The organism is Mycobacterium sp. NGS34, from assembly GCF_059812845.1.
In genome coordinates this window covers 719,907-743,878 of sequence record NZ_JCALDM010000002.1, presented here as the reverse complement: position 1 = coordinate 743,878, position 23,972 = coordinate 719,907, and the positions used below count along the sequence as shown (strand labels likewise).

Genomic DNA, 23,972 nt, shown 5'->3' with positions numbered 1-23,972 from the left:
GGCGGCACCGTCGGGCCATATGGTGAGGCCCATGAGCGGGTTCAACTACATTCGTTTCTTCGAGGAAATTGGCATCGACGACGTGCCGGTGGTCGGCGGCAAGAACGCCTCGCTCGGCGAGATGTACCAAAAGCTGTCCGGGCAGGGCATCCGCGTCCCGCACGGGTTCGCCACCACGGCCCAGGCGTACCGGCACATCCTGGACAGCGCCGGCGCCTGGGACGCGCTGCACGCCGAACTCGACGACCTCGACCCGGACGACGTCGCCGCGCTGGCGCGGAGGGGCAAACGCGCCCGCGAGATCGTCTACGGCGCGGGGCTTCCCGACGACCTGGCCGCCGAGATCGTGTCCGCCTACCGCATGCTGCAGGAGGAGTACGGCGAGGAGGTCAGCCTCGCGGTCCGCAGCTCGGCGACCGCCGAGGACCTGCCGACGGCCAGCTTCGCCGGCCAGCAGGAGACCTTCCTCAACATCAAGGGCCCGGAGAGCCTGCTCGACGCGTGCCGCCGCTGCTTCGCCAGCCTGTTCACCGACCGGGCCATCCACTACCGCGTCGATCAGGGCTTCGACCATTTCAAGGTCTCGCTGTCGATCGGCGTCATGAAGATGGTGCGCTCCGACCTTGCGTCGTCGGGGGTGATGTTCACCATCGACACCGAATCCGGCTTCAACGACGTCGTTTTCATTACCGGTGCCTATGGCCTTGGCGAGAACGTGGTTCAGGGCGCCGTCGACCCCGACGAGTTCTACGTCCACAAGCCGACGTATCAGGCCGGCCACCGCGCCGTCCTGCGCCGCCTGGTCGGCGACAAGGCGGTGAAGATGGTCTTCGTCGAGGGCGGTACCAAGAACACGGTCCGAAACATCCCCACGCCAAAGGCCGACCGCGCCCGGTTCTGCATCACCGACGACGACGTCCTCGAGCTGGCCGGCTACGCGTGCACCATCGAGCAGCACTACGGGCGACCGATGGACATCGAGTGGGCCAAGGACGGTCTGGACGGCCGGCTGTACATCGTCCAGGCGCGCCCCGAAACGGTTGCCTCCCAACGCAGCCCGAGCACGGTGGAGACGTACGTGCTCGAGGGTCGCGGCGAGATACTCACCGAGGGCCGGTCGGTCGGCGAGAAGATTGCGTCCGGCGTGGCGAAGCGGATAGACCATCTGGAGCACCTCTCGGACTTCCAGCCCGGCCAGGTGCTGGTCGCCGACACCACCACGCCGGACTGGGAGCCGGTGATGAAGATCGCCGCCGCGATCGTCACCAACCGCGGCGGGCGCACCTGCCACGCGGCGATCATCGCGCGCGAACTGGGCATCCCGGCCGTGGTCGGCGCGGGCGACGCCACCACCAGCGTCCCGAACGGCGAGTCCGTCACCGTCTCCTGCGTCGAGGGCGACAGCGGGCGCGTGTACCGCGGCGAGTTGGGCTTCCACGTGGATCGCACCGAAGTGGCCGGCCTGGCCCGGCCGCGGACCCAGATCATGGTCAACCTCGGCAATCCCGACCTCGCGTTCAAGACGTCGTTCTTGCCGAATGACGGTGTGGGACTCGCCCGGATGGAGTTCATCGTCAGCGAATACATCAAGGTCCACCCGATGGCCCTGCTGCACCCGGAAAAGGTCGGCGACGCCGAGGCTCTGCGCACCATCGAACGGCTCACCCGCGGCTACCCCGACGGCGGCGCCTTCTTCGTCGAGCGCCTCTCCGAGGGAATCGGCACGATCGCCGCCGCCTTCTGGCCGAAGCCCGTCGTGGTCCGGATGTCGGACTTCAAGACGAACGAATACGCCAGTTTGATCGGGGGCAGCGCGTTCGAGCCGGTTGAGAGCAATCCGATGATCGGGTTCCGCGGCGCCTCGCGCTACGCGCACCCGGCCTACGCCGAGGGCTTCGCGCTGGAATGCCGTGCGATGAAACGGGTCCGCGAGGAGATGGGCCTGACCAACGTCGTCATCATGCTGCCGTTCGTGCGCCGGGTGACCGAGGCGGACCTGGTCCTGGCGACCATGGCCGAGCTCGGCCTGCAGCGCGGCCAGAACGGGCTCGAGGTGTACGCGATGTGCGAGATCCCGAACAACGTGATCCTGCTCGATCAGTTCGCCAAACGCTTCGACGGCTTCTCCATCGGCTCGAACGACCTGACCCAGCTCACCCTCGGCGTCGACCGCGACAGCGAGATCGTGGCCTTCGACTACGACGAGCGCGACGAGGGCGTCAAGGAGATGATCCGCCTCGCCGTGGAGGGCTGCCGCCGCAACGGGATTCACTCGGGGCTGTGTGGCCAGGCGCCCTCGGACTACCCGGACATGGCCGAGTTCCTGGTCCGCGCCGGCATCGACTCGATCAGCCTGAACCCCGACGTGGTGGTGAAGACCACCCGGCAGATCCTCGAGCTGGAGCGCCAGGCGGTGCCGCTGCAGTAACGGGGCCGGTCGCTGGGCCGAGCGTCACGCTGGCGTGGCGCTCGAACTCGAGCGTCACGCTAGCTCGGATCTCGGCGGCTACGGCTTGCGATACAGGGCCGCACCTGCGGTGATGCCCGCGCCGGCCGCGACGAACAGCACGCGGGCGCCCGTCGGGAAGTTCTCGGCCGCCGGCTGGAACGCCGCCGCCAGGGCGGCCGTGTGCATGCGGTGATCGGCTGCGACGCAGACCTTTTCGACCGGCACCCCGAGCAGGCGGCTCAGCGCCGCCCGGTACTCGGGCCGGGCCGGGGCGGCGACGATCACGTCGACGTCTTCCAGGCTCACGGATTGCGCCTGCAGGCACGCGCGCGCGGCCTCGGCGGCCGCCGCGGCGAACCGCTCGTCCATGTCGGCCGAGCGATTGAATCGCAACACGTTTCGCGCGTCGGCGAATCCGACCGTCGCCGAGAACGCCTCGGTGTCGTCGGTGTTCACCCAGGACACCCGGCTCAGGCCGGAGTCGTCGTCGGTCCAGCCGCACAGCAGGGCCGCGCCGGCGGCCGAGAACGCGAAGTGCTCGCTCATCCCGTGGCCCGGATCGGCGTCGCTGGCCACGACGAGCGCGCGGTTGATGCTGCGTGACCGCAAGAACCCGTCGACGATCTGCAGCCCGGTCAAGACCCCGCACGCCCCGTTGGCGATGTCGAACGAAAAGGTGCCATGCGCGCCGGCGTGCGGATCCTCCGGGTTGGCCCCGATGTCGTCCTGAATGAGCGCGGCCAGCGCCGGCTCCCCCAGGTTGCGGTCGCGGTAAATCCCGGCGTTGACAACCAGATCCAGGTCGTCGGGGTCACACCCGGCCCGGTGCAGGCAGTCCTTGGCGGCGGTTACCGCAAGATGCAGCGCGCTGTGCCGGCCCCGCAACCGCGGGTGCGCGACGTCGACTCGATCAATCACCGTGCCCATAGCGCTTCACCAAATCCTCATCCAGGGTCAACAGGACAACGCCGATCTCCAGGCCGGAGGCCAGCGCGAGCAGGGCGACCCGTTCCCCGGGCCGGATGTTCCCGGCCTCGAGCTCCTCGACCAGGGCCACCGTGTGGGTCGTCGACGCCGTGTTGCCGTAGCGGTCGACGGTGATCACCGCGTCGTGGCGCGGGCTGTCGCCGAACGTCTCCGACATGCGCGCCATGCCCTTGCGGATCGCCCGCGCCGAGGTCTGGTGGGTGATGACGTGGTCGATGTCGTGGATCGAAAGGCCCACCGCGTCAAGCACTTCGCTCAACAACAGCGGGGTGTTGGAGATCGCGGCCTTCTGAATGGCGCGAGAGTTGGTGAACATCCGCGCGCCCGGGTCGTGGCCCTCGGGATAGGCCAGGCAGAGCCGGCTGTAGTCGGCGACGGTGGTGAACCCGGCCAGGCCGATCCCGGCGGATCCCGCGGGGGCCCGCTCGAGCAGCAGCGCCGCGCCGGCGTCACCGAGGGTCAGGCAGGCGAGTTCCTTGCTCATGATGTTGCGGATGTGGCGGGCGGCGTTGTGGCTCAGCTGCGAGATGTATTCGCCGCTGACGACGAGCCCGCGTTCGACGATGCCCTGCCGGATCCAGTTGTTCAAAATCGTGACCCCGGTGAGCATCCCGGCGCACGCGTTGGACACGTCGAAGGTCATCGCCTGCGGCGCACCGATCGCGCGGGCCACCGCGCTGCTCATCGTCGGCTCAAGCCATTGGGTGAGCCCGCCGCGGAATTTCGTGATGCTGCAGCTGATCACCACGTCAAGCGCGGCGGGGTCCTGTTGCGCGGTGGCCAGGCAGTTCAGCGCCGCCGAGGTGGCGAGGCTGTAGGAGTCCTCGTCGCCCACCGACACGCGGCGCTCGCGGATCCCGGTGAGCCGCTCCAGGTCGATGTGCGTGTGGTGACGCGTGGTCGCCATCAATTCGTCCGTGGTGAGCCGGGTTTCGGGCAGCTGCCGGCCGGCGCCGGCCAGCCGGGCGACGAACGGGGCCGGGACGCCCTCCCCGGCGGTCTCCATCACGAGCCAGTGCCGAGCCATCGGCGCCACCTCCTTCATCGGCGAAACTTCATCGGCGAAACTTCATCGGCGAAACTTCAGGACCTCCGTCACCAGCCGCCGGGCGGTGGGCTCGACGTGGTGGCCGTTCGTCGCGGACTTGCCGACCCGGATCAGCAGCTGCGGCTGCCCGGCGGTCCCGGTGATCTGCGCGATGATGTGGCGGCTCATCGCCATTTCGGTCATGTGGGTCAGCGTGCAGGTGACCAGCCCGGCCACCGTGCACTCGAGCAGCACCGCCGACAGCGCCTCGCCGCAGCGCAGGACGTCCAGCCGGTCGTCCTCGTGGTGGGTTGACAGCACGACGATCTTCGAGTGGTCGCGATCGAGGGCGGCCCCTCGGTGGCCGCCGCCCGCCGGCGGGAAGGTCCGGGCCACGTCGACCTGGGCGGCCTCCGCACTCGACACCAGCGAGCTTTCCGGCACGTGGGTGGCATCCGACTCAAACGGTGAAGTCCACCAGCGTAATTCGGACAGGTAGGCCGAGTCGTTACGCCGCAGCTGCTCGGTTACCGCGGACGCCTCCGCCAGGGTCGGCCGGTCATTGTCGGCGACCACATCGAGCAGCACGTCGTGTGGATGGACCGCGAGGCGCAGCTGCGCCTCCACCACCGGCCAGCCGGCGGGAGCGGCGAACGGCAGCCGGTCGGTGCGCCGGTTATGGATCGCGGCGGCGCGCAGCCGCTGCGCCTCCGTCACGGTGTCGGCGGGCCGGAACTCGAGGGTGGCCAGGTGGTCCGGCTCGACGGGATCCGGGAGGCGCTCGGTGGAGCTGTCCCAGCCGGCGGCTTCCATGGCGACCCGAAGATGATCGAGGACCGCGCCGCAGCTCAGCGTCAGTTCGCGGCCGGAGCGGTCGGTGGCGTACATCAGCCGGCGGGGGTCGGCCCACAGCTGCAACCGCGCGCCCTCAACCACCCACCGCCACGGCTGGCTGTTGTGCAGCGACGGGGCCCGGCTCGCCAGCATCACGGCGTCGCGGATGACTTCGGATTCCGGCGCTTTCAACAGCATCTCAACCACTCCACTCACGTGTCTCGAACTGACCATAAGGAGCTGGTTCGCCGTGCTGACAGGGCCGTTGGTCCCCTACGACCGGGGCGTTCGACACCTGGGAGCGGGGCCTAAATCGCCCGGCACCAGGCGTCGAGGGCTGCGCGCGCCGAGTCCTCGACCGCCCCCGAGGTGTCGATCCGGTGGGCCGTGTCCCAGCCGGCGCGTTCGGCGGCCATCGCCGCGGCGATCTCGGGGGTCACCTCCGAATTGCCCGGCCGCCGGGTGGTGATTCGGCCGGCCGCCGTGTCGGCGGTCGACGCGCACATGAGTTCGACCGTCGCCGAATGCGTTTCGGAGGCGAGGTCACGGGCCCGCGCGCGCGTCGCGGGATCCCGCCAGGTGCCGTCGAGGATCACCGACTGCCCGTCGCCCAGCAGCGGACGCGCCCGCCGCAGCGCGGCCTCGTACACCGCCGCGACGTTGTCCGGGCTGTACAGTCCCTGATCCAGGACGCCGGCGTCGCCGGCGATCGCGCCGGAGTCCCGCAGTTCCCGGCGGACGTCGTCGGTCGAGATGACCTGGGCCCCAGTCCGTTCGGCGAGCGCGCGCGCGACGGTGGACTTGCCGGTGCCGGGGTTTCCGCCGACCAGGGCCAGGCGCACGGCACCGTCGCGCAGGTGTTCGTCGGCGATCGCGAGGTGCCGGGCGGCGTCGGCGGCGGCCTGCGGCTTGCCCTGCGACAGCCGCACGCAGTCGGTCTTCGCCCGAACTCCGGCGCGATAGGCCACGTAGAAGTGTGCGAGCGCCGGCGGCGCCGTCCGCGCCGAGTGCGCCGCGTAGCTTCGCAGGAAGTGCTCGCCGAGGTCCTTGCGGCCGAGGAACTCGAGGTCCATGGCGAGGAACGCGGCGTCGTCGACGCAGTCGACGTAGCGAAGGTTGTCGTCGAACTCCAGGCAATCCAGCAGCGCCGGTTCGTCCTGGCCGCAGAAGATGTCGTCGGCGAGCAGATCGCCGTGGCCGTCTACGACGAGCCCGTCCTCGATGCGGCGCCGGAACAGCGGTCCGCGGCCGGCGATGAATTCGGTGACGAGCCTTCGGATTCGCGACAGCGTCTCGGTGGGCAGGGTGCCCGCGTAGCGGTCGAGTTCCACCAGGTTGTCGCTCCAGCGTTTCTCGATCGCGCCGGCCTCGCCCTGCGCGTCGATCGCCGGGCCGCGCTCGGCGCGCTCGTGAAAGCGGGCCAGCACGGCCGCGATGGTGTCCAGCAGCGAGCGCACCGAGCCGTCCGCGTCGCGGCCGACGATGGACGCCAGCCGGTCCTCGTCGCGGTAGCGGCGCATCACGACGATCGGTTCGGCCGGGCCGCCGCCCGGGTCGGACAGGTGGGCGACCCCGAGATAGCTGTCGGGTGACAGGCGGCGGTTCAGCTCGACCTCGCGGCGGCACGCGTGCTCGCGCCGCTCCGGGGTGCGAAAGTCGAGAAAGTCGGTCAGCAGCGGCTTCTTGGCCTTGAACGCCCGGTCGCCGGCGAGCACCACCACGCCCGTGTGGGTTTCGTGCACAGCGACATAGGGCACGTAAGGCACGTCGGGCGCGGAGGGCACCGAATTATTGTGTCAAGCGTTCGGCCGCGCCACGATCACCGGCATCCGGACCGAGTGCACCACGGCGTTGCTGACCGAACCCAGCAGCGTCCGGGCGATGCCGCCACGGCCGTGACTGCCGACGACGACCAGTTGCGCCGCCTCGGATTTCTCGATCAACTGGCGGGCCGGCTGATCGCACACCAGAAGCCGGTGCACGGTGACGTCCGGATAGCGTTCCTGCCATCCGGCGAGCCGTTCGGCGAGGCTGCGCTCGGCTTCCGCCTTCACCACCTCCCAATCGAATCCGGGCAGCTCGAGCACCTGAACGTCGCTCCACGCGTACAGCGCGTTCAGGTCGACCCCCCGGCGGGATGCCTCGTCGAACGCGATGGCCGTCGCGAGCTCGGAGGCGGGCGAGCCGTCGATGCCCAACAGCACGGGCGCCTGCTGCGGGTGCGGCATCAACAGATCTTCGTCCCGGACGACGGCGACCGGGCACTTCGCGTGCCGGACGACGCCGGAACTTACCGAACCCAGCAACGCCCGGCCCAAAGCCCCGCGCCCGTTACTGCCGACGACGATCATCTCGGCCCCTTCGGACAGGTCGATCAGCGTCGGCACCGGCGGCGAGCACTTCAGTTCACTGGATATCGCGAGCTGCTGGTCGCCCTTGACGGCGTCCTCGGCGATCTTGACCGCCTGCTCGAGGACCTGCTGTCCGTCCTCCTCCTGCCACACCGTGACGCCGGCCGGCAGCGGTATCTGGGGAAACGTCGGCACGTAGGCGCTGTACATGTGGACGAGCTTCAGCGGCACGTTCCGCATCGCCGCGTCGCGGGCCGCCCAGCAGACGGCGGCGTTGGAGGCGCCCGACCCGTCGACTCCGACGACGATGCCGTGGCGGTTCGTGGATGTGGACATCATTCCTCCCATTCCTCCTACTTGAGTGAAAACGCTATTGGCCGAATGGAGGTCGAGCATGAGGCTTTAGTCCCCAAACCCATGGTCATCAGGCCCCGTTGACCGGGGCCGCGAAGTGGCATCGTCACAGGCGTGACCGAATGGGCTGCCACCGTCGACCGGCGCTACCACGATGCAGTGATCCTCGGGCTGGACAGCGTGATCACCGAGCCGGCGCCCGGTGTCGTCGAGGCGCGCGATTCGGCCGTCCCCCTGCTGCGGCGGCTGCGGGACGCCGGCGTCACGGCGGCCGTCTACTCGGCCGGCCGTGATTGCTTCGGAGCGCTGCGCGCGGCGGGGATCGGCGACCTCGTCGCCCTCGCTGTCGACGGGTCGTCGCCGACTGAAACCGCCGGGCGCCTCGGGGTGCGCCCCGTCCGGTGCGCGGTGATCGACCGCGACGAGGCCGGGGTCAAGGCCGCCGGAGACGGGGGCTTCGGCCTCGTGATCGGGGTCCAGCGCAACGGGCACGCCGCCGCGCTGTTGTCGTGTGGCGCCGACGCCGTGGTCGCCGACCTGGCCGGGATCACGGTGCGCCGCGGCGGCACGGCCATGTCGCGGATCGCCGACGCGCTGCGGGCCTACGGCCAGGTCACGGAGCTGGTGGCGAACCGGCGGCCGGTGGTCTTCCTCGACTTCGACGGCACGCTGTCCGACATCGTCGATCACCCGGAATCGGCGAAGCCCGTCGGGGGCGCCGACGCGGCGTTGCGCGCGCTGGCCGCGCAGTGTCCCGTTGTGGTGATCAGCGGCCGCGACGTCGCCGACGTCCGCGACCGGGTCAAGGTCGACGGCGTGTGGTATGCGGGCGGGCACGGCTATGAGGTGTTCGCGCCGGACGGCACCGCGCTGGAGAACGCCGCCGCCGAGGTCGCCGACACCGTGGCGCGGGCCGCCGGCCGATTGGCGGAGACGCTGCGGGATGTCTCCGCAATAACGGTGGAGCACAAGCGCTTTGCGGTGGCCGTTCACTACCGCACTGCCGACCCCCGCGACGCCGACCGGGCGATCGCGGCTGTCCGTGAGCTCGCCCGCACCGAGGGCCTCCGGATCACCCCCGGCCGCAAGGTCATCCAGCTGCGCCCGAGCATGGACGGCGACAAGGGCACGACGCTCGGTTGGCTACTGCAGCGCATCCTGGGCAGCGACGCCGACCCGGGCACCGTGTTGCCGATCTACATCGGCGACGACATTACCGACGAGGACGCCTTCGACGCCGTCCAATTCGACGGCGTGGGAATCGTGGTGCGCCACGACGAGGACGGCGACCGCCCGTCCGCCGCGCCGTTCAGCCTCGAAAACCCCACCGCGGTGGTCGAATTCGTCCGCCGGCTGGCCCTGGACCTGGAACAGACGGCGGCGACGCCGGGCGACGCGTGGGAACTCGTCTACGAGGGCTACGACCCGAAGTACGAGCGGCTGCGCGAGGCGCTGTGCACCGTCGGCAACGGCTACGTGGCCACCCGGGGTTGCGCGCCGGAGGCGGCCGACGCCGAGGCCCATTACCCGGGCACCTATGCCACCGGGGTGTACAACACGCTGGCCGACCGGGTCGCGGGCCGGATAATCGAGAACGAGAGCCTGGTCAACCTGCCCAACTGGCTCTCGCTGACGTTCCGGATCGACGGCGGTCCGTGGTTCCATGTCGATGAAGCCGAAATACTTTCCTACCGGCAGACATTCGACCTGCGTAACGCGACACTGAGCCGCAGCCTGCGATTCCGCGACGGCGCGGGCCGGATCACCTCGCTGACCCAGCAGCGGTTCGCGTCCATGCACCAGCCCCACCTGCTGGCCATGCGCACCACGCTGCACGCCGAGAACTGGTCCGGCGCGGCTGAATTCAGGTCGCTGCTGGACGGGGGCGTGCAAAACACGATGGTCGAGCGCTATCGGTCGCTGTCGGGCGCGCACCTCACCGCGACGGCGATCGACGAGATGGCGCCCGATTCGGTGCTGTTGCGTACCGAAACGTCGCAGTCGCGCATCGCGATCGCGGTCGCTGCCCGCACGACCGTGTGGCACGAAGAGGTCGGGGACGGCCGCGCCGACGCCCACTACGCCTTCGTCGCCGACGGCGACCGCGGCGGTCACGACGTGCGGGTCGAGCTCACCGAGGGGCAGTCGGTCACGTGCGAGAAGGTGGCGACGATCTTCACCGGCCGGGACACCGCCATATCCGAACCGGCCAGCGCCGCACAGCAATACCTCGGCGCCGCCGGCCGCTACGCCGACCTTCACCAACAGCACAGCCGGGCGTGGGCGCGGCTGTGGGAGCAATGCGACGTCGGCCTCTCGGACAGCACGCCCGCATTGCGGGTGCTGCGGCTGCATTTGGTGCACCTGCTGCAGACCCTTTCGCCGCACACCGCCGAACTGGACGCCGGAGTGCCGGCGCGCGGGCTGCACGGCGAGGCCTACCGCGGCCACGTCTTCTGGGACTCGCTGTTCGTCTCCCCCGTCCTGAGCCTGCGCCTGCCAAACGTGTCACGGTCGCTGCTGCTGTACCGCTACCGGCGCCTCCCCGAGGCGCGCCGCGCCGCGCGGCGGGCCGGCTATCTGGGCGCGATGTACCCGTGGCAATCGGGCAGCGACGGCCGTGAGGTGAGCCAGGAGGTGCACCTGAATCCGGAATCCGGCCACTGGAATCCGGACGCCAGCGCCCGCGCGCACCACGTCGGCCTGGCCGTCGCCTACAACGCCTGGCAGCACTACCAGGTGACCGGTGACCGCCAATTCCTCATCGACTACGGCGCCGAGATGCTGGTCGAGATCGCGCGCTTCTGGGTGGGCCTGGCGACCTTCGACGACACGCGGGACCGCTACACCATCCGGGGAATCATCGGCCCCGACGAGTTCCATTCGGGTTATCCGGGCAAGGAATACGACGGGGTCGACAACAACGCGTACACCAACGTGATGGCGGTCTGGGTGATCATGCGCGCGATGGACGCGCTGGACCTGCTGCCGCTGCGCGACCGGCTCGATCTGGTCGGGAAGGTCGACCTGACGGCCGAGGAGCTCGACCGGTGGGATCACGTGACACGGCGCATGTTCGTCCCCTTCCACGACGACGTGATCAGCCAGTTCGAGGGCTATTCCGAACTGGCCGAACTGGATTGGGACAGCTACCGGAAGCGATACGGGAACATCCAGCGGCTGGACCGCATCCTCGAAGCCGAGGACGACAGCGTGAACAACTACAAGGCGTCCAAGCAGGCCGACGCGCTGATGCTGTTTTACCTGTTGTCGTCGGAGGAGCTGCTGGCCCTGTTCGGCCGGCTCGGCTACCGCTTCGAGCCCGAGCAGATCCCGAAGACCATCGAGTACTACCTGTCGCGTACCTCGGACGGCTCGACGCTCAGCGCGATCGTGCACGCCTGGGTGCTCACCCGCGCCAATCGCCACCACGCCATGCGGTACTTCGTCCAGGTGCTGGGGTCCGACGTCGCCGACATCCAGGGCGGCACCACCGCGGAGGGGATCCATTTGGCCGCCATGGCCGGCAGCTTCGATCTGGTGCAGCGGTGTTTCACCGGGCTGGAAACGCGCGACGACCGTCTGGTGCTCGGCCCGCACTGGCCCGAGGCGCTCGGCGCCATCGAGTTCCCGTTCGTGTACCGCGGCCACCGGCTGCACCTACGGATCACCGGACGGACCGGGGATCTGACCTCCGAGGCCGGCAACGCCGGACCGATCATGGTCGAATGCCGCGGCCGCGTGCAGCATCTCCTGCCCGGGCAGAGCATCGAGGTCGCGTGAAGCCCTAATGCCCCGCAATGTGGGTCGAACGACCCTGCCGAAACGGCAGGTCGCGCAATAACCTCGGCGGATGGCGGCCCCGCCGCCAGATCGGGAGGAATCATGGACCAGACGCAAGCGCCGGCGAAGATCGTGGTAGGCATCGACGGCTCAGAGGCGGCCATCAACGCCGCGAAATGGGCGCTGACGGAGGCGATCGGCCGCAACATCGCGCTACGGCTGGTCCAAGCCGTGCCCGATCGATCCGGCGATTCGCCAAGCATGGAGGTCCAGTACGCGCAAGGGTCGCTGCGCGACGCCGATGCGGCGCTGCAGGCCATGGGCAAGCCGGTCACGGTCGAATGCGACATCGTGCGCGGGTCGCCGGAGGGCGTCCTGATCGACGAATCGCGAAGCGCTGCAATGGTTTGCGCGGGTTCCGTGGGAATCGGGCGCGTCGCCCGCAAGCTGCTGGGCTCGACCGTCGATGCCGTCGCCCGTAAGGCCCAATGCCCCGTCGCGATCGTTCGGGCCGACGGCCAGGAATCGGCCGCCGGATGGGTCGCCGTCGTCGTCGACGATTCGCCGGCCAACGACGCGGTGCTCGAGCTCGGCTTCCACGAGGCGCGCCTGCGCAAAGCACCGATCCTGGCGCTCGGGGTGTGGCGGTGGGGCCTGGGCGAGATCCCCTACCGTCAGCTCGAGCAGCGGCTTGGCCAATGGGTGTCCCGCTATCCCGAAGTGCACGTCATGCCGGCCGCCGCGAGGCGCGGACCCGCCGAATTCCTCGCCCACACGCAGGAATCCGTCCAGCTGGCGGTGGTGGGCGGCGAGGACGCCGACAAGGTGGCGCAGATGGTCGGGCCGCCGGGGCAATCCGGCCTTGAAGGATGCTCGGTGCTGGTGGTGCGTGACTGACCGTCCTGACGTCAAACGGGTTTGTCGTCGTCGGTGTCGCGCAGGAATCGTTCGGGGTGGTGGAAGTTGTTGGTGCGGGGTTGGCCGCGGTCGAGGTGGGGCGGGGGAATCCATTCTGTTTCGCCGCGGGTGTTGGTGCGGGTGGTCCAGCCGTGTTCGGCGAGGCGGTTGTCGGGTCCGCAGGCCAGGGTGAGGTCGTCGATGTCGGTGCGGCGGGTGGTTTTCCAGCCGGTGACGTGGTGGACCTGGCTGTGATAGGCCGGGGCGTCGCAGCCTGGTTTGGTGCAGCCGCGATCGCGGGCATAGAGCATGATCCGCTGGGCGGGTGAGGCCAGGCGTTTGGTGTGGTAGAGCGCCAGCGGCTTGGCCCGGTCGAAGATGGCGAGGTAATGGTGGGCGTGGCCGGCCCAGCGGATGACATCGGACATCGGCACCAGGGTGCCGCCGGCGGTCAGGGCCTTGCCGGTGGCCGCCTCCAAATCCTGCAGGGTGGTGGTCGCGATGATCGATACCGGTAATCCGTTGTGCGTGCCTAGCTTTCCCGACGCGAACAGCCCGCGCATGGCGGCCAGCATGGCGTCGTGGTTGCGCTGGGCGCCGGTTCGGGTGTCGCGGCGCACCGCGTCTTCGTCGGGTGTCTCATCGACGACGGGGGTGTCGTCCTCGGGGTTGCACGCCCCTGGAGCGGCCAACTTGGCCAACATCGCCTCGATGGCCGCCCGCAATTCGGGAGTCACCAGCCCGCTGATCCGCGACATGCCGTCGAATTGCTGGGCGCCGAGGGTCAGTCCGCGCCTGCGCGCTCGTTGTTGGTCGCTGAATTCGCCGTCGGGGTTGAGCCAGTCCATGATCCGCTGGGCGTATGTGGCGAGCTCGTCGGGGCGGTAGTGGCGGGCCTTGTCGGCCAGGTCGGCCTCGGCGGCCTCCCGGGTGCCAAGGTCGATATCGGCAGGCAGGTGGGCGAAAAAGCTACGCATCACACGCACGTGCCCGTCGCCGATCAACCCCTCGCGTTGGGCGGTCGCGGTCGCGGCCAGCTGCGGGGCCAACGCCTCGCCGGTCAGCGCCCGGCGCTCGCCGAGGTCTTCGGCGTCCGCGATGCGCCGGCCCGCCTCGGCTTTGGTGATGCGCAGCCGATCGGCCAGCGCACCACGCAGCGTCCCGCCCAGTTCTTCGGCGCTGGCCTGCGCGCCGACCTGATTGATCAGCGTGTGCTGCGGGGCGCGCAGCCCGCGCGCCGCGGTTTCCAACTGTTCGAGGGCCCACAGTCCTTCCGGAGTGGTCAACACGTCAAACGACAAATCGCGCAGCCGTTTCAGGTTCCCCTTGAGATCGTCGAATACCTCGACGATCTCCTCACGACTGCCCGAACCCATACCCCAAGACTAGGAACACCCACCGACAAGAAACCCCGAATTGTGACCACTGAAACTAAAGTGGCACAAGGGATCTACGAAGATCCGGCGGCCCATTCCTTGGCGCGGTCAAGCTCGTCGAGCCCGAACACGGCGAGCTCGCCGGGCATCATCCACGCCACCGCGTGCATGACGTGGCCGACCCAGTCCTTGTCGGACACCACGGCTATCCGCTTGAAGTCCGAGTAGTGCGTGAAAAGCATGCCGAACCCGAGCTTGAGGTCCTCGGCGAACCCGCCGGGCCCGAAGCCCTCGTAGTCGGGCGCGATGACCTCCACGATCCGGATCTCGCCGTTTTGCAGCATCTTTTCCATCTCGGGCTTGAAGTGGCGCAGCTCGTTACCACGCAGCCGGCCCGACACGCGGATGCCGGTCACCCCTTCCGGCATGTCCTGCAGCTGTTCGATCATCGATTCTCCTCACGGACAACAATCACGGGAACCTTCGCCGATTGCGCCACGGCCGAGCCCACCGACCCGAGCAGCATCCCGGGGAACCCGCCGCGGCCGCGGCCGCCGACCACCACCAGCTGGGCCCGTTCGGACTCCTCGAGCAGCCAGTGGGATGGCTTGTCGCAGAAGAGCAATCGCTCGACATGGACATCCGGATACCGTTCCTGCCAGCCGGCCAGGCGTTCGGCGAGGATCTCCCGGCCCTCGCGCTCGCGTTCGTGCCAGTCCATTCCCAGCACCGGAAATACCGCGACGTCGCTCCAGACGTGCAGCGCGCGCAGCCCGACGCCGCGGCGCGAGGCCTCATCGAAGGCCAGGGCGGTCGCCGCTTCCGACGCGGGCGATCCGTCGATGCCCAGCAGCACCGGCGCGTCGGCGTCGACCGCGGCGTCGGAGTGGATCACCGCGACCGGACAGTGGGCGTAGTGCAGCAGTCCCGTCGTGACCGAGCCCAACAGCAGGCGCCCCATCGCGCCCAGGCCCTGGCTGCCGGCGACGATCATCCACGCGTCCTTGGACGCCTCGATCAACGCCGGCACAACGCCGGAATAGACCGTCTCGATGCGTGTTTCGGGTGGCGGTGCGCCCGCCAGGGCCGCGCTCAGCGTCTTGCGGGCCTGCTCGATGACGTGCCGCGCGTCGTCTCGCTGCCACTCCGGCATCTCGTCGTACAGCTGGCCCACCGGCCAGCCGACCACCACCGGCGCCACCGCGTGCATCAACGTGAGCGGCAGCTTGCGCATGATGGCCTCACGCGCCCCCCAGGCGACGGCGGCGTCGGATGCCGGCGAGCCGTCGACGGAGACCAAGACCCCGAATTTGTGTGTCACGCCGGACATTTCGCATCCTCGTCGTCGAAGTCGGGCAGCTCGATCTCGAGGTGCCGGACGGATCCGTACTCCGCCGGCTCGCACCGCCAGCCGAGGTCGAACACGACCATCAGCATCAGGTGGTTCTCGCTCAGCACGTCGGCGACGAAGTGCCCGATTCGCCGGGCCCGCGCGATCCGGGCCAGGTGTTTAAGCAGGGCCGTTCCCACGCCGAGCGAATGATCTTCGTGCGCGACCACAATCGCGAACTCGGCTGCCTTCGGGTGCTCGCGCACGACGGTGTAGTTGGCCACCCCAATCAGCCGGCCCGCGTCGAACGCCCCGAGCGCGTACCGGCCCGGGGCGGGTTTGGTCAGCTCGTCGACGACCTCGTCGAGCTGGACCGGCTGGAGCGTGAAGAAGCGGTAGTAGCGGTCGTGATCGCTGAGGTGTTGATGCAGATCCAGGACGGCCTCCGCGTCGCCGGCAACAAGCGGCCGCAACGACACGACGCGTCCGTCGAGCAGTTGGACCGTACCCGCGGCTTCCACCGCCCGATCGCTCATGACCCATGACGCTATTCGGATCTGGCGCCGCTCGGCAGGGCCGTTAGACCCCACCACGTTAGCCGTCGGTCAGCGGGGCGATCCAGTGGACGCGCGCGCCGCCCTCCGGCGGATTGGTGACCTCGCAGGTGCCGCCGAGTTGTTCAGCGCGATATTTCATATTGGCCAGCCCGCTGCTGCGCACGTTGTCGGCGGGGATGCCGCAGCCGTTGTCGCTGACGTCGAGGATGAACATGTCGGCGACGTCGACCTCGACCGTGAGCCGAGACGCCCCCGAGTGGCGAAGGGCGTTGCTGACCGCCTCCGTGGCGACCGCCTCGGCGTGCTCCGCGAGTTCGCCGCCGACCGCGGTCATGGGCCCGTGCAGGCGCATCGTGGTGACGATCTCCCGATTTTCGGTGAGGTCGGCAACCACCTGTTGGATCCGGTGCCGGAAGTCGGCGCCCTTTCCCAACGGCGACTTGAGCTGGAAGATCGTCGTTCGGATCTCCTCGATGATGGTCTGCAGATCGTCGAGGGTGCGGTTCAGCCGCTCGGCCACCTCCGGGGAACGGGCCCGTGCGAGCGTGCCCTGCAGGTCCATGCCGGTGGCGAACAGCCGCTGGATGACATGGTCGTGCAGGTCGTGGGCGATGCGCTCGCGCTCGGCGACGATGGTCAGCTGGCGCGAGTCGTCCCGCGCCGCCGCCAGGACCAGGGCGATCGCGGCGTGGGTGGCGAAGTCGCTGACCAGGTCGAGGTAGCTCTCGTCGAACGGTGCCGCCTCCGCGCCACGGGCGATCGCGATCACGCCGGCGACTTCGTCGTCGGTGCGCAGCGGCATCAGGATCGCGGGACGCTGCCCGACATCGGTGAAGGCCTGGATCGGGTAGCGCAACGACTCGGTGATCATCGGTTGGCCGGTTCGGAAGACCTCGCCGCTGGAGGAACCGTCCACCGGGACCTGGCGGCCCATCACGTCGTCGGCGTGCAGCCCCACCGCGGCGGACACCACCAGCGTGTCGGTCTCGTCATACGACAGGTCCGCGTCGGCCGGGACGAGCACGATCGCCTGTTCGGCGTCGGTAAGCCTGCGCGCGCTCTCGGCGATCAACTGCAGCGGGCGGCGGTGCGGCTCGGTGGTGGACAGCAGCGCGGTCGTGATCTCGCGGCTCGCCTCCATCCATTTGACCGACAGCCGCTCGCGCTCGAAGAGTTGGGCGTTGTCGATGCTGGCCGCGGCAGCGAACGCGAGCGCGCGGGCGGCCACCTCGTCGGACTCGGAGAACACCCGCGCCGGGTCGACGTGGGTCAGGTAGATGTTGCCGAAGACATTCCCGCGGATGGTGATGGGCACCGCGAGGAAGGCCCGCATCGGCGGGTGGTGCGCGGGGAACCCGGCGGCGGCCGGGTGGGTGCTCATGTCGTCCACGCGCAGGGCCGGCGTGTCGAGCAGCGACAGGCTCAGCAGGCCCTTTCCCACCGGCAGCGGCCCGATGCGTTCGACGGTGTCGGGGTCCATGCCCTCGTGGATGAACCTGAGCAGGGTGCCGTCCGGGTCGCGGATGGCCAGCGCACCGTAGGGGGCGGAGGTCAGCTCCCTTGCGGCGGCGATGACGCGGTGCAACGTCGCGTCGAGGTCATCGACGTTGGTGCCGATCTCGACGAAGACGCGCAGCAGGTGCTCCATTTGATCGCGCGCCGCCAGCAACTCGTCCAGCTGCGCGTGCATCCTGCTCACCAGCCCACGCTGGCCTAGCCCGGCTAACGCCGAGCTGCGTTCGTCGCCGCCGGCCACCCGACCTCATACCTCCACGACAACTTCCGCCAAGTGCCAGCTTGCGTCGGCAAAAACCGCGAACCATTCGCGCAACGCGAAGGTGCCGCCGCAAGCGTACCCCCAAGGAGTTCAGGCACCCAAGATAACGGCCATGGCCTGACCGAGGGCGCCCGTGGTCATCCGACGTGGTGCCCTATGGCCCTAGGTAGCTACGCAGTGCGTAGTGAAGGATTCTGAGCTTATGGACGACTGGGACTATGACGGCGGTCTGGGCCTGACGCAGCCTGCCGTCGGCGCCCAACGGTTAAGCGATGCGGAGGCGATACGTTTGCTGGCCACCGCCGAGTATGGGCGGGTCGTATTCACGCTCGGTGCGCTTCCGGCGATCCGTCCGGTCAATCACTTCTTGGACGATGGCCGGATCATCATCCGCACCCGCCTCACCTCGGCGATCTCCGCTGCCTTGCGGTCTAGGGCTAATTCAGTCGTCGCCTACGAGGCCGACAGCTTCGACCCGCAAACCCGGACCGGCTGGAGCGTCGTCGCGACGGGGCGGGTGTACACCATCACCGATCCCGACGAAGTCGCGCGCTACGAGCAACTGCTGCACCCGTGGGTAAACCAGGCGGACACCGTAATCGCGATCGAGCCCACGATCGTCAGCGGATTTCGCATCACCGCACCCGGGCCGTAGCTCCCGGCCGGTCAAGCCGGCTATTCCCGCGGGTCGTCCGTCGGCGTGGGCGGCCGCCCGGACCGTTGGTCCAGCTTGGAGGCGAACACGGCCGCCTGCGTCCGGCGTTCCATGCCCAGTTTTGCCAGCAACCGCGACACGTAGTTCTTCACCGTCTTCTCGGCAAGAAACATCCGGGCGGCGATCTGCCTGTTGGTCAAACCCTCACTGAGCAGCCCGAGCAGCGTTCGCTCCTGTTCGGTGAGCCCGGAGAGCGGGTCTTCGCGTTCCGTCGTCCCGCGAAGCTTTGCCATCAGCGCGGCGGCGGCGCGATTGTCCAGCAGGGATTTGCCGGCGCCGACCTCTTTGATCGCGTGGGCCAGCTCCATGCCTTTGATGTCCTTGACGACATAGCCGCTGGCGCCGGCCAGGATCGCCTCCAGCATCGCCTCGTCGGAGGTGAACGACGTCAGCATCAGGCACCGCAGATCCGGGTGGTCGGAGACCAGATCGCGGCACAATTCGATGCCGTTGCCGTCGGGAAGACGCACGTCAAGGACCGCGACGTCGGGCTGCAAGGCCGGTATGCGCGCCTTCGCCTCGGACACCGAACCGGCCTCGCCGACGATTTCCAGTTCGGGGTCCGACGCGAGCAGGTCGGCAAGACCGCGGCGGACGACCTCGTGGTCGTCGACGAGGAACACCTTGACCATTAAGAGCCCTTTCTGCAGCGACCGACTCTCAATATCGCACGTTTTCATTATCGGCCGCCTCACAAATGCTGTTGGTTGACGACCAACAGCGAGCAGTCGGCGTCCTGCAGCACCGCACTGCCGGCCGGCCCGACGAGCTCGCTGAGCTGCCGGCGGTCGCGGGCGCCGGCGATCACCAGCCCCACCGACCGGCGGTTGTAGGCGAGGAACTGGAGCAGGCCGCCGTGCACGGCCACCGATTCCACCCGCAGGTCCGGATACTGACGCGTCCAGCGGGCCAGCCGGCGATCCAGGTCGGCGAGGGCCCGGCGATCGCCCTCGGCCCCGCCAGGCCCCGTTTCGTCCGTCGGCCTTCGGCAGATGATCGCCCGGATGGCGGCGTTGCGCAGCCGCGCCTCCGCGGCGGCGGCGCCCAGCAGGACGCCGTTGTCGGGCGACCCGTCCAGCTCGACGACGATGCCGTCCGGGCGGTGGGGGTGGTCGTCGCGGGCGCGAATTATCGCCACCGGGCAGTGCGCCGACATCGCCACGGCCGCGGCGGTGGAACCCACCCGGCCCGGCCGGAAGTGACGCAAACCGACCGCGCCGACGCACACCATGGCCGCCGACGCCGACGCGCTGATCAGGCAGCCGATCGCCGGGCCGTGGGCCACCCGGGTTTCGATCTTCACCGGCTTGCCCGCGGCCTCGATTGCCTTGACCGCCTGGCGAATTGCCGCCTGGCCCGCGGAGGGCTCGCGCTCCTGCCCGGCCTGCTCGGTCGCGCAGACCAGGCGCAGGGCGGCATCGCGACTCACCGCCTCGTCGATCGCCCAGAGCGCCGCCCGTACCGCCGCCTTCGAGCCGTCGATGCCGACCACGATCGACTGCGGCGTAGCCAATTCGTTCACGGACTTTGCCTTAGTGGCGGACGACGAGCACGGAGCAGTCGGGGTAGCCCACGATCGGGTGGCAGTTCGGCGTGGACAGCCCGGCGATCTCGAGGGCGTCGGCGCTGCCGACGACGGCCAATTCGATTGCGCCGCCCTGTCGCTCACCGGTTTTCACCCCGGTGCCCGCGGCCACCGTCTGGACCTGCACGTCCGGATAGCGCCGGACCCAGCTGTTCAGTCGCCGATCGATCTGTCGCACGGTCGCGTGGCGGCGCCGCCCCTGCTCCATGGCCTGATGAACGACCTCGTCGTTGTCCGGCTCGTCGTTGAGCACGACGGCGATCACGCCAAGCTCGGTCGGCGACCCGTCGGGGTTGGTGCGGATGATCGCCACCGGGCATTGCGCTTCCGCGACCAACGCGGTGGCGGTCGGCCCCAGCAGGCCGTCGGACGCCCAGCCGCGCCTGGAGGTGCCCACGCAGATCAGCGCCGCGGCCCGCGATTCGTCGACCAGTACTTTGCCGGGATCGCCTGAGAGGATTGCCGTTTCGACCTCGACCGGCTTTTTCGCCTGTTGGATGGCGCACTCGGCCTGGGACAGCGCCATCTCGGCGCGCTCCAGTTCCCACTCGGAAAGCGGCCTCGCGTCCGGTTGCCCGTCCCGGCGCGGGACGACATAGACGAGGCGCATGGGCAGCTGACGGCTCAGGGCCTCATCGATCGTCCATTTGGCGGCGTTGACCGCGGCTTGTGATCCGTTGACGCCCACCACCACCGACTTGGCGTCCAACTCGTTCATGTCGCTCCTGAAACGTTCGAGTCCTCAAACTTCAGGCTATTGCCACGCCGCTCGTTTCAGAGGGGTCGTTAGGCCTTATCTGGGTTGCCGTTCGTCATCTGCGAGGTCGCACGGTTCCGCCGATTGGGCGAACAGCTTCTCCACGTCCGCGCGAAGGCAGGCGGCCGTGCCGGGTGTCATCAGCATCGCCGCCCCCGCCGCGATGCCCAGCCGAACGGACTTGACCAGCGGCCAGCCACGGGTGAGCCCGACCGCGATCGCCGCGACCATCGCATCGCCGGCCCCCACGCCGCTCCCGCCGGGCATCGGAATCGCCGAAAAGCGCTGGCTGGCATGCGCCGTCGCGAGGAGCGCGCCTTTCGATCCCAGGGACACCAGCACCGCTTCCGCGCGACCGCCGTCGACGAGTTCGTGTGCGGCGGCGAGTTGTTCGGCCTCGGTTTCCAGGGGGCGTCCGACGCATTCCCGCAGCTCGCGCACGCTGGCCTTGAGGAGGAACACGCCGGAGGAGACGTGCCGCAGGCCGCCGCCGGAGGTATCCAGGATCAGGCGCGCGCCGACGTGGCCGCACATGTCGGCGACCCGCTGGTAGAAGTCGGTGGTCACGCCCGGCGGCAGGCTGCCGCTGGCCACCACGTATTCGGCCGACTTCGCCGTCATCCGCAGCTGCTCGAGGCAGTGCGCCTGTTCGCGCAGCGTCAGTTGCGGCCCCGGCAGGACGAAGCGGTACTGCTTACCGCTGCTGTCCTCGTTGACCGTGAAGCTCTCGCGCGTGGCCGCCCCGATGGGGACTTGCCAGAACGGCACGCCCGCGTCGGCGAGCAGCCTCGCGATCAGGCCGCCGGTCGTGCCGCCCGCGGGGAAAACCGCCAGCACCGACCCGCCGAGCTCGTGCGCGATGTGCGCGACGTTGATGCCGCCACCGCCCGGGTCGTAACGGGTTTCGGCGCAGCGCAATTTGTCGGTCGGGCGCACGACGTCGACGCTCGTCGTGATGTCGAGCGCCGGGTTCATGGTCAGCGTGACGATTTGCGGTCGGCTCGCAGGCGGCCGTGAGGGCGTCTGCATGGTCGTTGACTCCGCTCGTTGTCGTCGGTTTATAGGCCGGGTCGGTTTACAGGCCGGTGGGGTAGGTTTCCGGGGTTTCGCCGGCGATCCACAGGCTTGTCACCTCGAGGGGTTCGAGCGCCGTGGTGGTGTCGATGTGGATCATCGCGTCGAATTGGTCGGCCGGACGCACGTGAAAGTAGTGACTTTGCCGTTCCGTTTCGGGCCGGTAGATCACGCCGATGGCGCGTCCGAGTCGAACCGTGCTGAGCGGGTCCGCGGCCGCGGGGCTGATGGCCGCGGACACCAAGAACGCGCCCCTGCCTGTCTCGTGCAGCAGTTCCTCGATGCTGCCGTTGAGCGCCGGGCGCACCGCCTTTCGCTCGGCAACGCCGCCCCACTCGCTGGCGGCGGTCACCGTGCCGGTATAGGTGCTGAACCCGATGAGACGCGAATCCTCGCCGTATCGCTGCCGGGCGAGTTGGCCGAGCGTGAGTTGCCCGTCCGCCCACACTTCGGTGGCCCGGGCGTCCCCGACGTGAGAGTTGTGCGCCCACACCACGATTCGGGCCGGCGGCCCATCCTGGTGGCGGTCCAGGTGATTCAACAGCGCATCGAGGGTCTGCGCCATGTGCTTGTCACGCAGGTTCCAGGAGTCGACCCGCCCGCTGAACATCGCGCGGTAGTACACCTCCGCGTTGCGCACCGTTTGCGCGTTCTGCTGCGCGTAGAACTGCTCGTCCTCGGCGAGCAGCCCGTCCCTGCGCGCGTAGGCCAGCGCGTTGCGCTGGATCTCCACCAGCTGCTCGATCGCCTGATTCTCGCAGGAAGGGCCGGCGCCGTACGCGGCCGCAAAGCCGTAGGCCTGACCGTCGTCGGCGGAGGCGTGGTCGAAGCAGGCGTAGCGCTCGCGTGCCCGCGCCGCCGCCCCCGGGTCGATCTTGTCGAGGTAGGCGATCACCTCGTGCATCGATCGGTGCAGGCTGTAGAGGTCCAGGCCGTAGAAGCCGGCCTGCCGCCGGCCATTCGACTCGTGGAGTTTGTTGTAGGCCCGCAACCAGTCGACGAAGTCGCACACGACGGTGTTGCGCCACATCCAGGCGGGGAAGCGTTCGAATCCGCTCAGCGCGTCGTCGGCGCTCCCATCGTCGCCCAGGCCGCGCACGTAGCGGTTGACCCGGTAGGCGTCGGGCCAGTCGGCCTCGGCGGCGACGGCGCAGAAACCCTTTTCCTCGATCAGCCACTTCGTGATGGCCGCCCGAGCCTCGTAGAACTCGTGGGTCCCGTGCGAGCTCTCGCCGATCAGCACGATCCGCGCGTCGCCAATCAGGGCCTCCAACGCTTCGCGCGGCGGGATCCCCTGCGGCGCATCGATGGCCGCCCCGCCGATAACCTCGGCCGGCGTCGGCGCCGCGGCCTGGTTTGTCGACGTCCCGGTAGTCGGGGTGGCGAGCAGCCGGCGAACCTCGTCGTCGGTGACCTGGCGGAAATCCCAGAACGATTCCCCCACCGCGTGGAACGGGGTGGGCATCGACGCGCAGACGACGTCGTCCACCTGGCCGGCGAGTTCTCGGCAGGTGGATTCGGGGGCCGCGGGCACGGCGACCACGATGACCGCGGGCTCGGCTTCGCGCAGCGCCTGCACGGCCGCGAACATGCTTGCGCCGGTGGCCAAACCGTCGTCGACGAGGATGACCGTCTTACCGGTGACGTCGAGGGGTGGGCGACCGTTGCGGTAGGCCGCCTCGCGCCGGACAAGCTCGCGGCCTTCGCGCTCGGCGACGGCGCGCAGCTCCTGCGGTGTCATCCGCAGTCCCCGCACGACGTCGTCGTTGAGCACGACACGACCCCCGCTCGCGAGCGCCCCCACCGCAAACTCTTCGTGACCGGGGGCGCCGAGTTTGCGCACGATGAAGGCGTCCAACGGGGCATTTAGCGCGGCCGCCACCTCCCAGGCGACGGGGATGCCGCCTCTGGCCAGGCCCAAGACGATGACATTCCGCCGGCCGCGGTAGGCGCCGAGCAGGCTCGCCAGCACCCGGCCGGCCTCGGCGCGGTCGCGGAACACGCGCCGCGGCGAGTGCCGGGTGACATCAGCCGCTCTGGTCATGGCCTCGACGCCGAACGGAAAGGGTGCTCATGCACGTCCCCTAGAACTCGACTTTGCGGTAGTGACGAGTCCATC

General features: G+C 69.1%; 19 protein-coding genes. 4 read left to right on the top strand and 15 right to left on the bottom strand.

All coding sequences use genetic code 11. The features are described from left to right. The first annotated feature begins 31 nt into the window (after positions 1–31). Entirely contained in the window at positions 32–2,428 is a 2,397-nt protein-coding gene (ppsA, locus tag AC5Y7V_RS08510; RefSeq protein ID WP_499879556.1) for a phosphoenolpyruvate synthase, read from the top strand. A 78-nt stretch (positions 2,429–2,506) separates the two neighbouring features. Here the strand turns inward: ppsA and AC5Y7V_RS08505 are convergent, their stop codons facing one another. The 5 genes from AC5Y7V_RS08505 to AC5Y7V_RS08485 all read right to left on the bottom strand — a co-directional run bounded on the left by AC5Y7V_RS08505 (position 2,507) and on the right by AC5Y7V_RS08485 (position 7,984). Then, positions 2,507–3,376 carry a 3-oxoacyl-[acyl-carrier-protein] synthase III C-terminal domain-containing protein gene (locus tag AC5Y7V_RS08505; protein WP_499879555.1) on the bottom strand — a complete coding sequence of 290 codons (870 nt, stop codon included), beginning with the start codon at positions 3,374–3,376 and terminating at the stop codon, positions 2,507–2,509. Then, positions 3,360–4,463 (bottom strand): 3-oxoacyl-ACP synthase III family protein, encoded by a 1,104-nt coding sequence (locus tag AC5Y7V_RS08500; RefSeq protein WP_499879554.1) that lies wholly within the window; start codon positions 4,461–4,463, stop codon positions 3,360–3,362. Before AC5Y7V_RS08500 ends, AC5Y7V_RS08505 begins: the two co-directional genes overlap by 17 nt. A 42-nt stretch (positions 4,464–4,505) precedes the next feature. Further along, entirely contained in the window at positions 4,506–5,495 is a 990-nt protein-coding gene (locus tag AC5Y7V_RS08495) for an Acg family FMN-binding oxidoreductase (protein WP_499879664.1), read from the bottom strand. Positions 5,496–5,605: 110 nt separating this feature from the next. Continuing rightward, positions 5,606–7,081: a bifunctional aminoglycoside phosphotransferase/ATP-binding protein gene (locus AC5Y7V_RS08490; protein WP_499879553.1), complete on the bottom strand. Its 1,476-nt coding sequence runs from the start codon at positions 7,079–7,081 to the stop codon at positions 5,606–5,608. 12 nt (positions 7,082–7,093) lie between these two features. Next, entirely contained in the window at positions 7,094–7,984 is an 891-nt protein-coding gene (locus tag AC5Y7V_RS08485) for a universal stress protein (RefSeq protein ID WP_499879552.1), read from the bottom strand. Positions 7,985–8,161: 177 nt separating this feature from the next. On the opposite strand from AC5Y7V_RS08485, the gene otsB reads away from it, so the two are divergent. Together otsB and AC5Y7V_RS08475 are read left to right on the top strand one after the other, a co-directional pair. Then, a complete protein-coding gene (otsB, locus tag AC5Y7V_RS08480; RefSeq protein ID WP_499879663.1) occupies positions 8,162–11,785 on the top strand; it encodes a trehalose-phosphatase in 3,624 nt (1,207 codons plus the stop codon). 102 nt (positions 11,786–11,887) lie between these two features. Next, complete coding sequence (locus AC5Y7V_RS08475; RefSeq protein WP_499879551.1) at positions 11,888–12,682, top strand: universal stress protein; 795 nt, start codon at positions 11,888–11,890, stop codon at positions 12,680–12,682. Between the two features lie 11 nt (positions 12,683–12,693). Here AC5Y7V_RS08475 and AC5Y7V_RS08470 read toward each other — a convergent pair whose 3' ends face one another. From AC5Y7V_RS08470 to AC5Y7V_RS08450, 5 genes are all read right to left on the bottom strand, one after another. Continuing rightward, positions 12,694–14,058 carry an HNH endonuclease signature motif containing protein gene (locus AC5Y7V_RS08470; protein WP_499879550.1) on the bottom strand — a complete coding sequence of 455 codons (1,365 nt, stop codon included), beginning with the start codon at positions 14,056–14,058 and terminating at the stop codon, positions 12,694–12,696. A 74-nt stretch (positions 14,059–14,132) separates the two neighbouring features. After that, positions 14,133–14,507, bottom strand: a complete 375-nt coding sequence (locus AC5Y7V_RS08465; protein ID WP_499879549.1) for a SpoIIAA family protein — start codon at positions 14,505–14,507, stop codon at positions 14,133–14,135. Then, positions 14,504–15,388, bottom strand: coding sequence for a universal stress protein (locus AC5Y7V_RS08460; protein ID WP_499879548.1), 885 nt, complete (start codon positions 15,386–15,388; stop codon positions 14,504–14,506). Before AC5Y7V_RS08460 ends, AC5Y7V_RS08465 begins: the two co-directional genes overlap by 4 nt. Next, on the bottom strand, positions 15,376–15,924 hold the full coding sequence (locus AC5Y7V_RS08455) for a GNAT family N-acetyltransferase (protein ID WP_499879547.1): 549 nt from the start codon (positions 15,922–15,924) through the stop codon (positions 15,376–15,378). The genes AC5Y7V_RS08460 and AC5Y7V_RS08455 overlap by 13 nt, the downstream gene beginning before the upstream one ends. Before the next feature lie 58 nt (positions 15,925–15,982). Continuing rightward, on the bottom strand, positions 15,983–17,635 hold the full coding sequence (locus AC5Y7V_RS08450) for a GAF domain-containing sensor histidine kinase (RefSeq protein ID WP_499879662.1): 1,653 nt from the start codon (positions 17,633–17,635) through the stop codon (positions 15,983–15,985). Between the two features lie 289 nt (positions 17,636–17,924). Here AC5Y7V_RS08450 and AC5Y7V_RS08445 point away from each other — a divergent pair, with 289 nt between their 5' ends. Beyond that, a complete protein-coding gene (locus AC5Y7V_RS08445) occupies positions 17,925–18,377 on the top strand; it encodes a pyridoxamine 5'-phosphate oxidase family protein (RefSeq protein WP_499879546.1) in 453 nt (150 codons plus the stop codon). Positions 18,378–18,397: 20 nt separating this feature from the next. Here the strand turns inward: AC5Y7V_RS08445 and dosR are convergent, their stop codons facing one another. The 5 genes from dosR to AC5Y7V_RS08420 all read right to left on the bottom strand — a co-directional run bounded on the left by dosR (position 18,398) and on the right by AC5Y7V_RS08420 (position 23,897). Then, positions 18,398–19,069, bottom strand: a complete 672-nt coding sequence (dosR, locus tag AC5Y7V_RS08440) for a hypoxia response regulator transcription factor DosR/DevR (protein WP_499879545.1) — start codon at positions 19,067–19,069, stop codon at positions 18,398–18,400. A 59-nt stretch (positions 19,070–19,128) separates the two neighbouring features. Then, entirely contained in the window at positions 19,129–19,959 is an 831-nt protein-coding gene (locus AC5Y7V_RS08435; protein WP_499879544.1) for a universal stress protein, read from the bottom strand. Positions 19,960–19,969: 10 nt separating this feature from the next. Continuing rightward, positions 19,970–20,740, bottom strand: coding sequence for a universal stress protein (locus tag AC5Y7V_RS08430; RefSeq protein ID WP_499879543.1), 771 nt, complete (start codon positions 20,738–20,740; stop codon positions 19,970–19,972). 75 nt (positions 20,741–20,815) lie between these two features. Continuing rightward, positions 20,816–21,808, bottom strand: a complete 993-nt coding sequence (locus AC5Y7V_RS08425) for a 1-phosphofructokinase family hexose kinase (protein ID WP_499879542.1) — start codon at positions 21,806–21,808, stop codon at positions 20,816–20,818. Positions 21,809–21,854: 46 nt separating this feature from the next. Continuing rightward, positions 21,855–23,897, bottom strand: a complete 2,043-nt coding sequence (locus AC5Y7V_RS08420) for an erythromycin esterase family protein (RefSeq protein ID WP_499879541.1) — start codon at positions 23,895–23,897, stop codon at positions 21,855–21,857. Positions 23,898–23,972 lie beyond the last annotated feature (75 nt).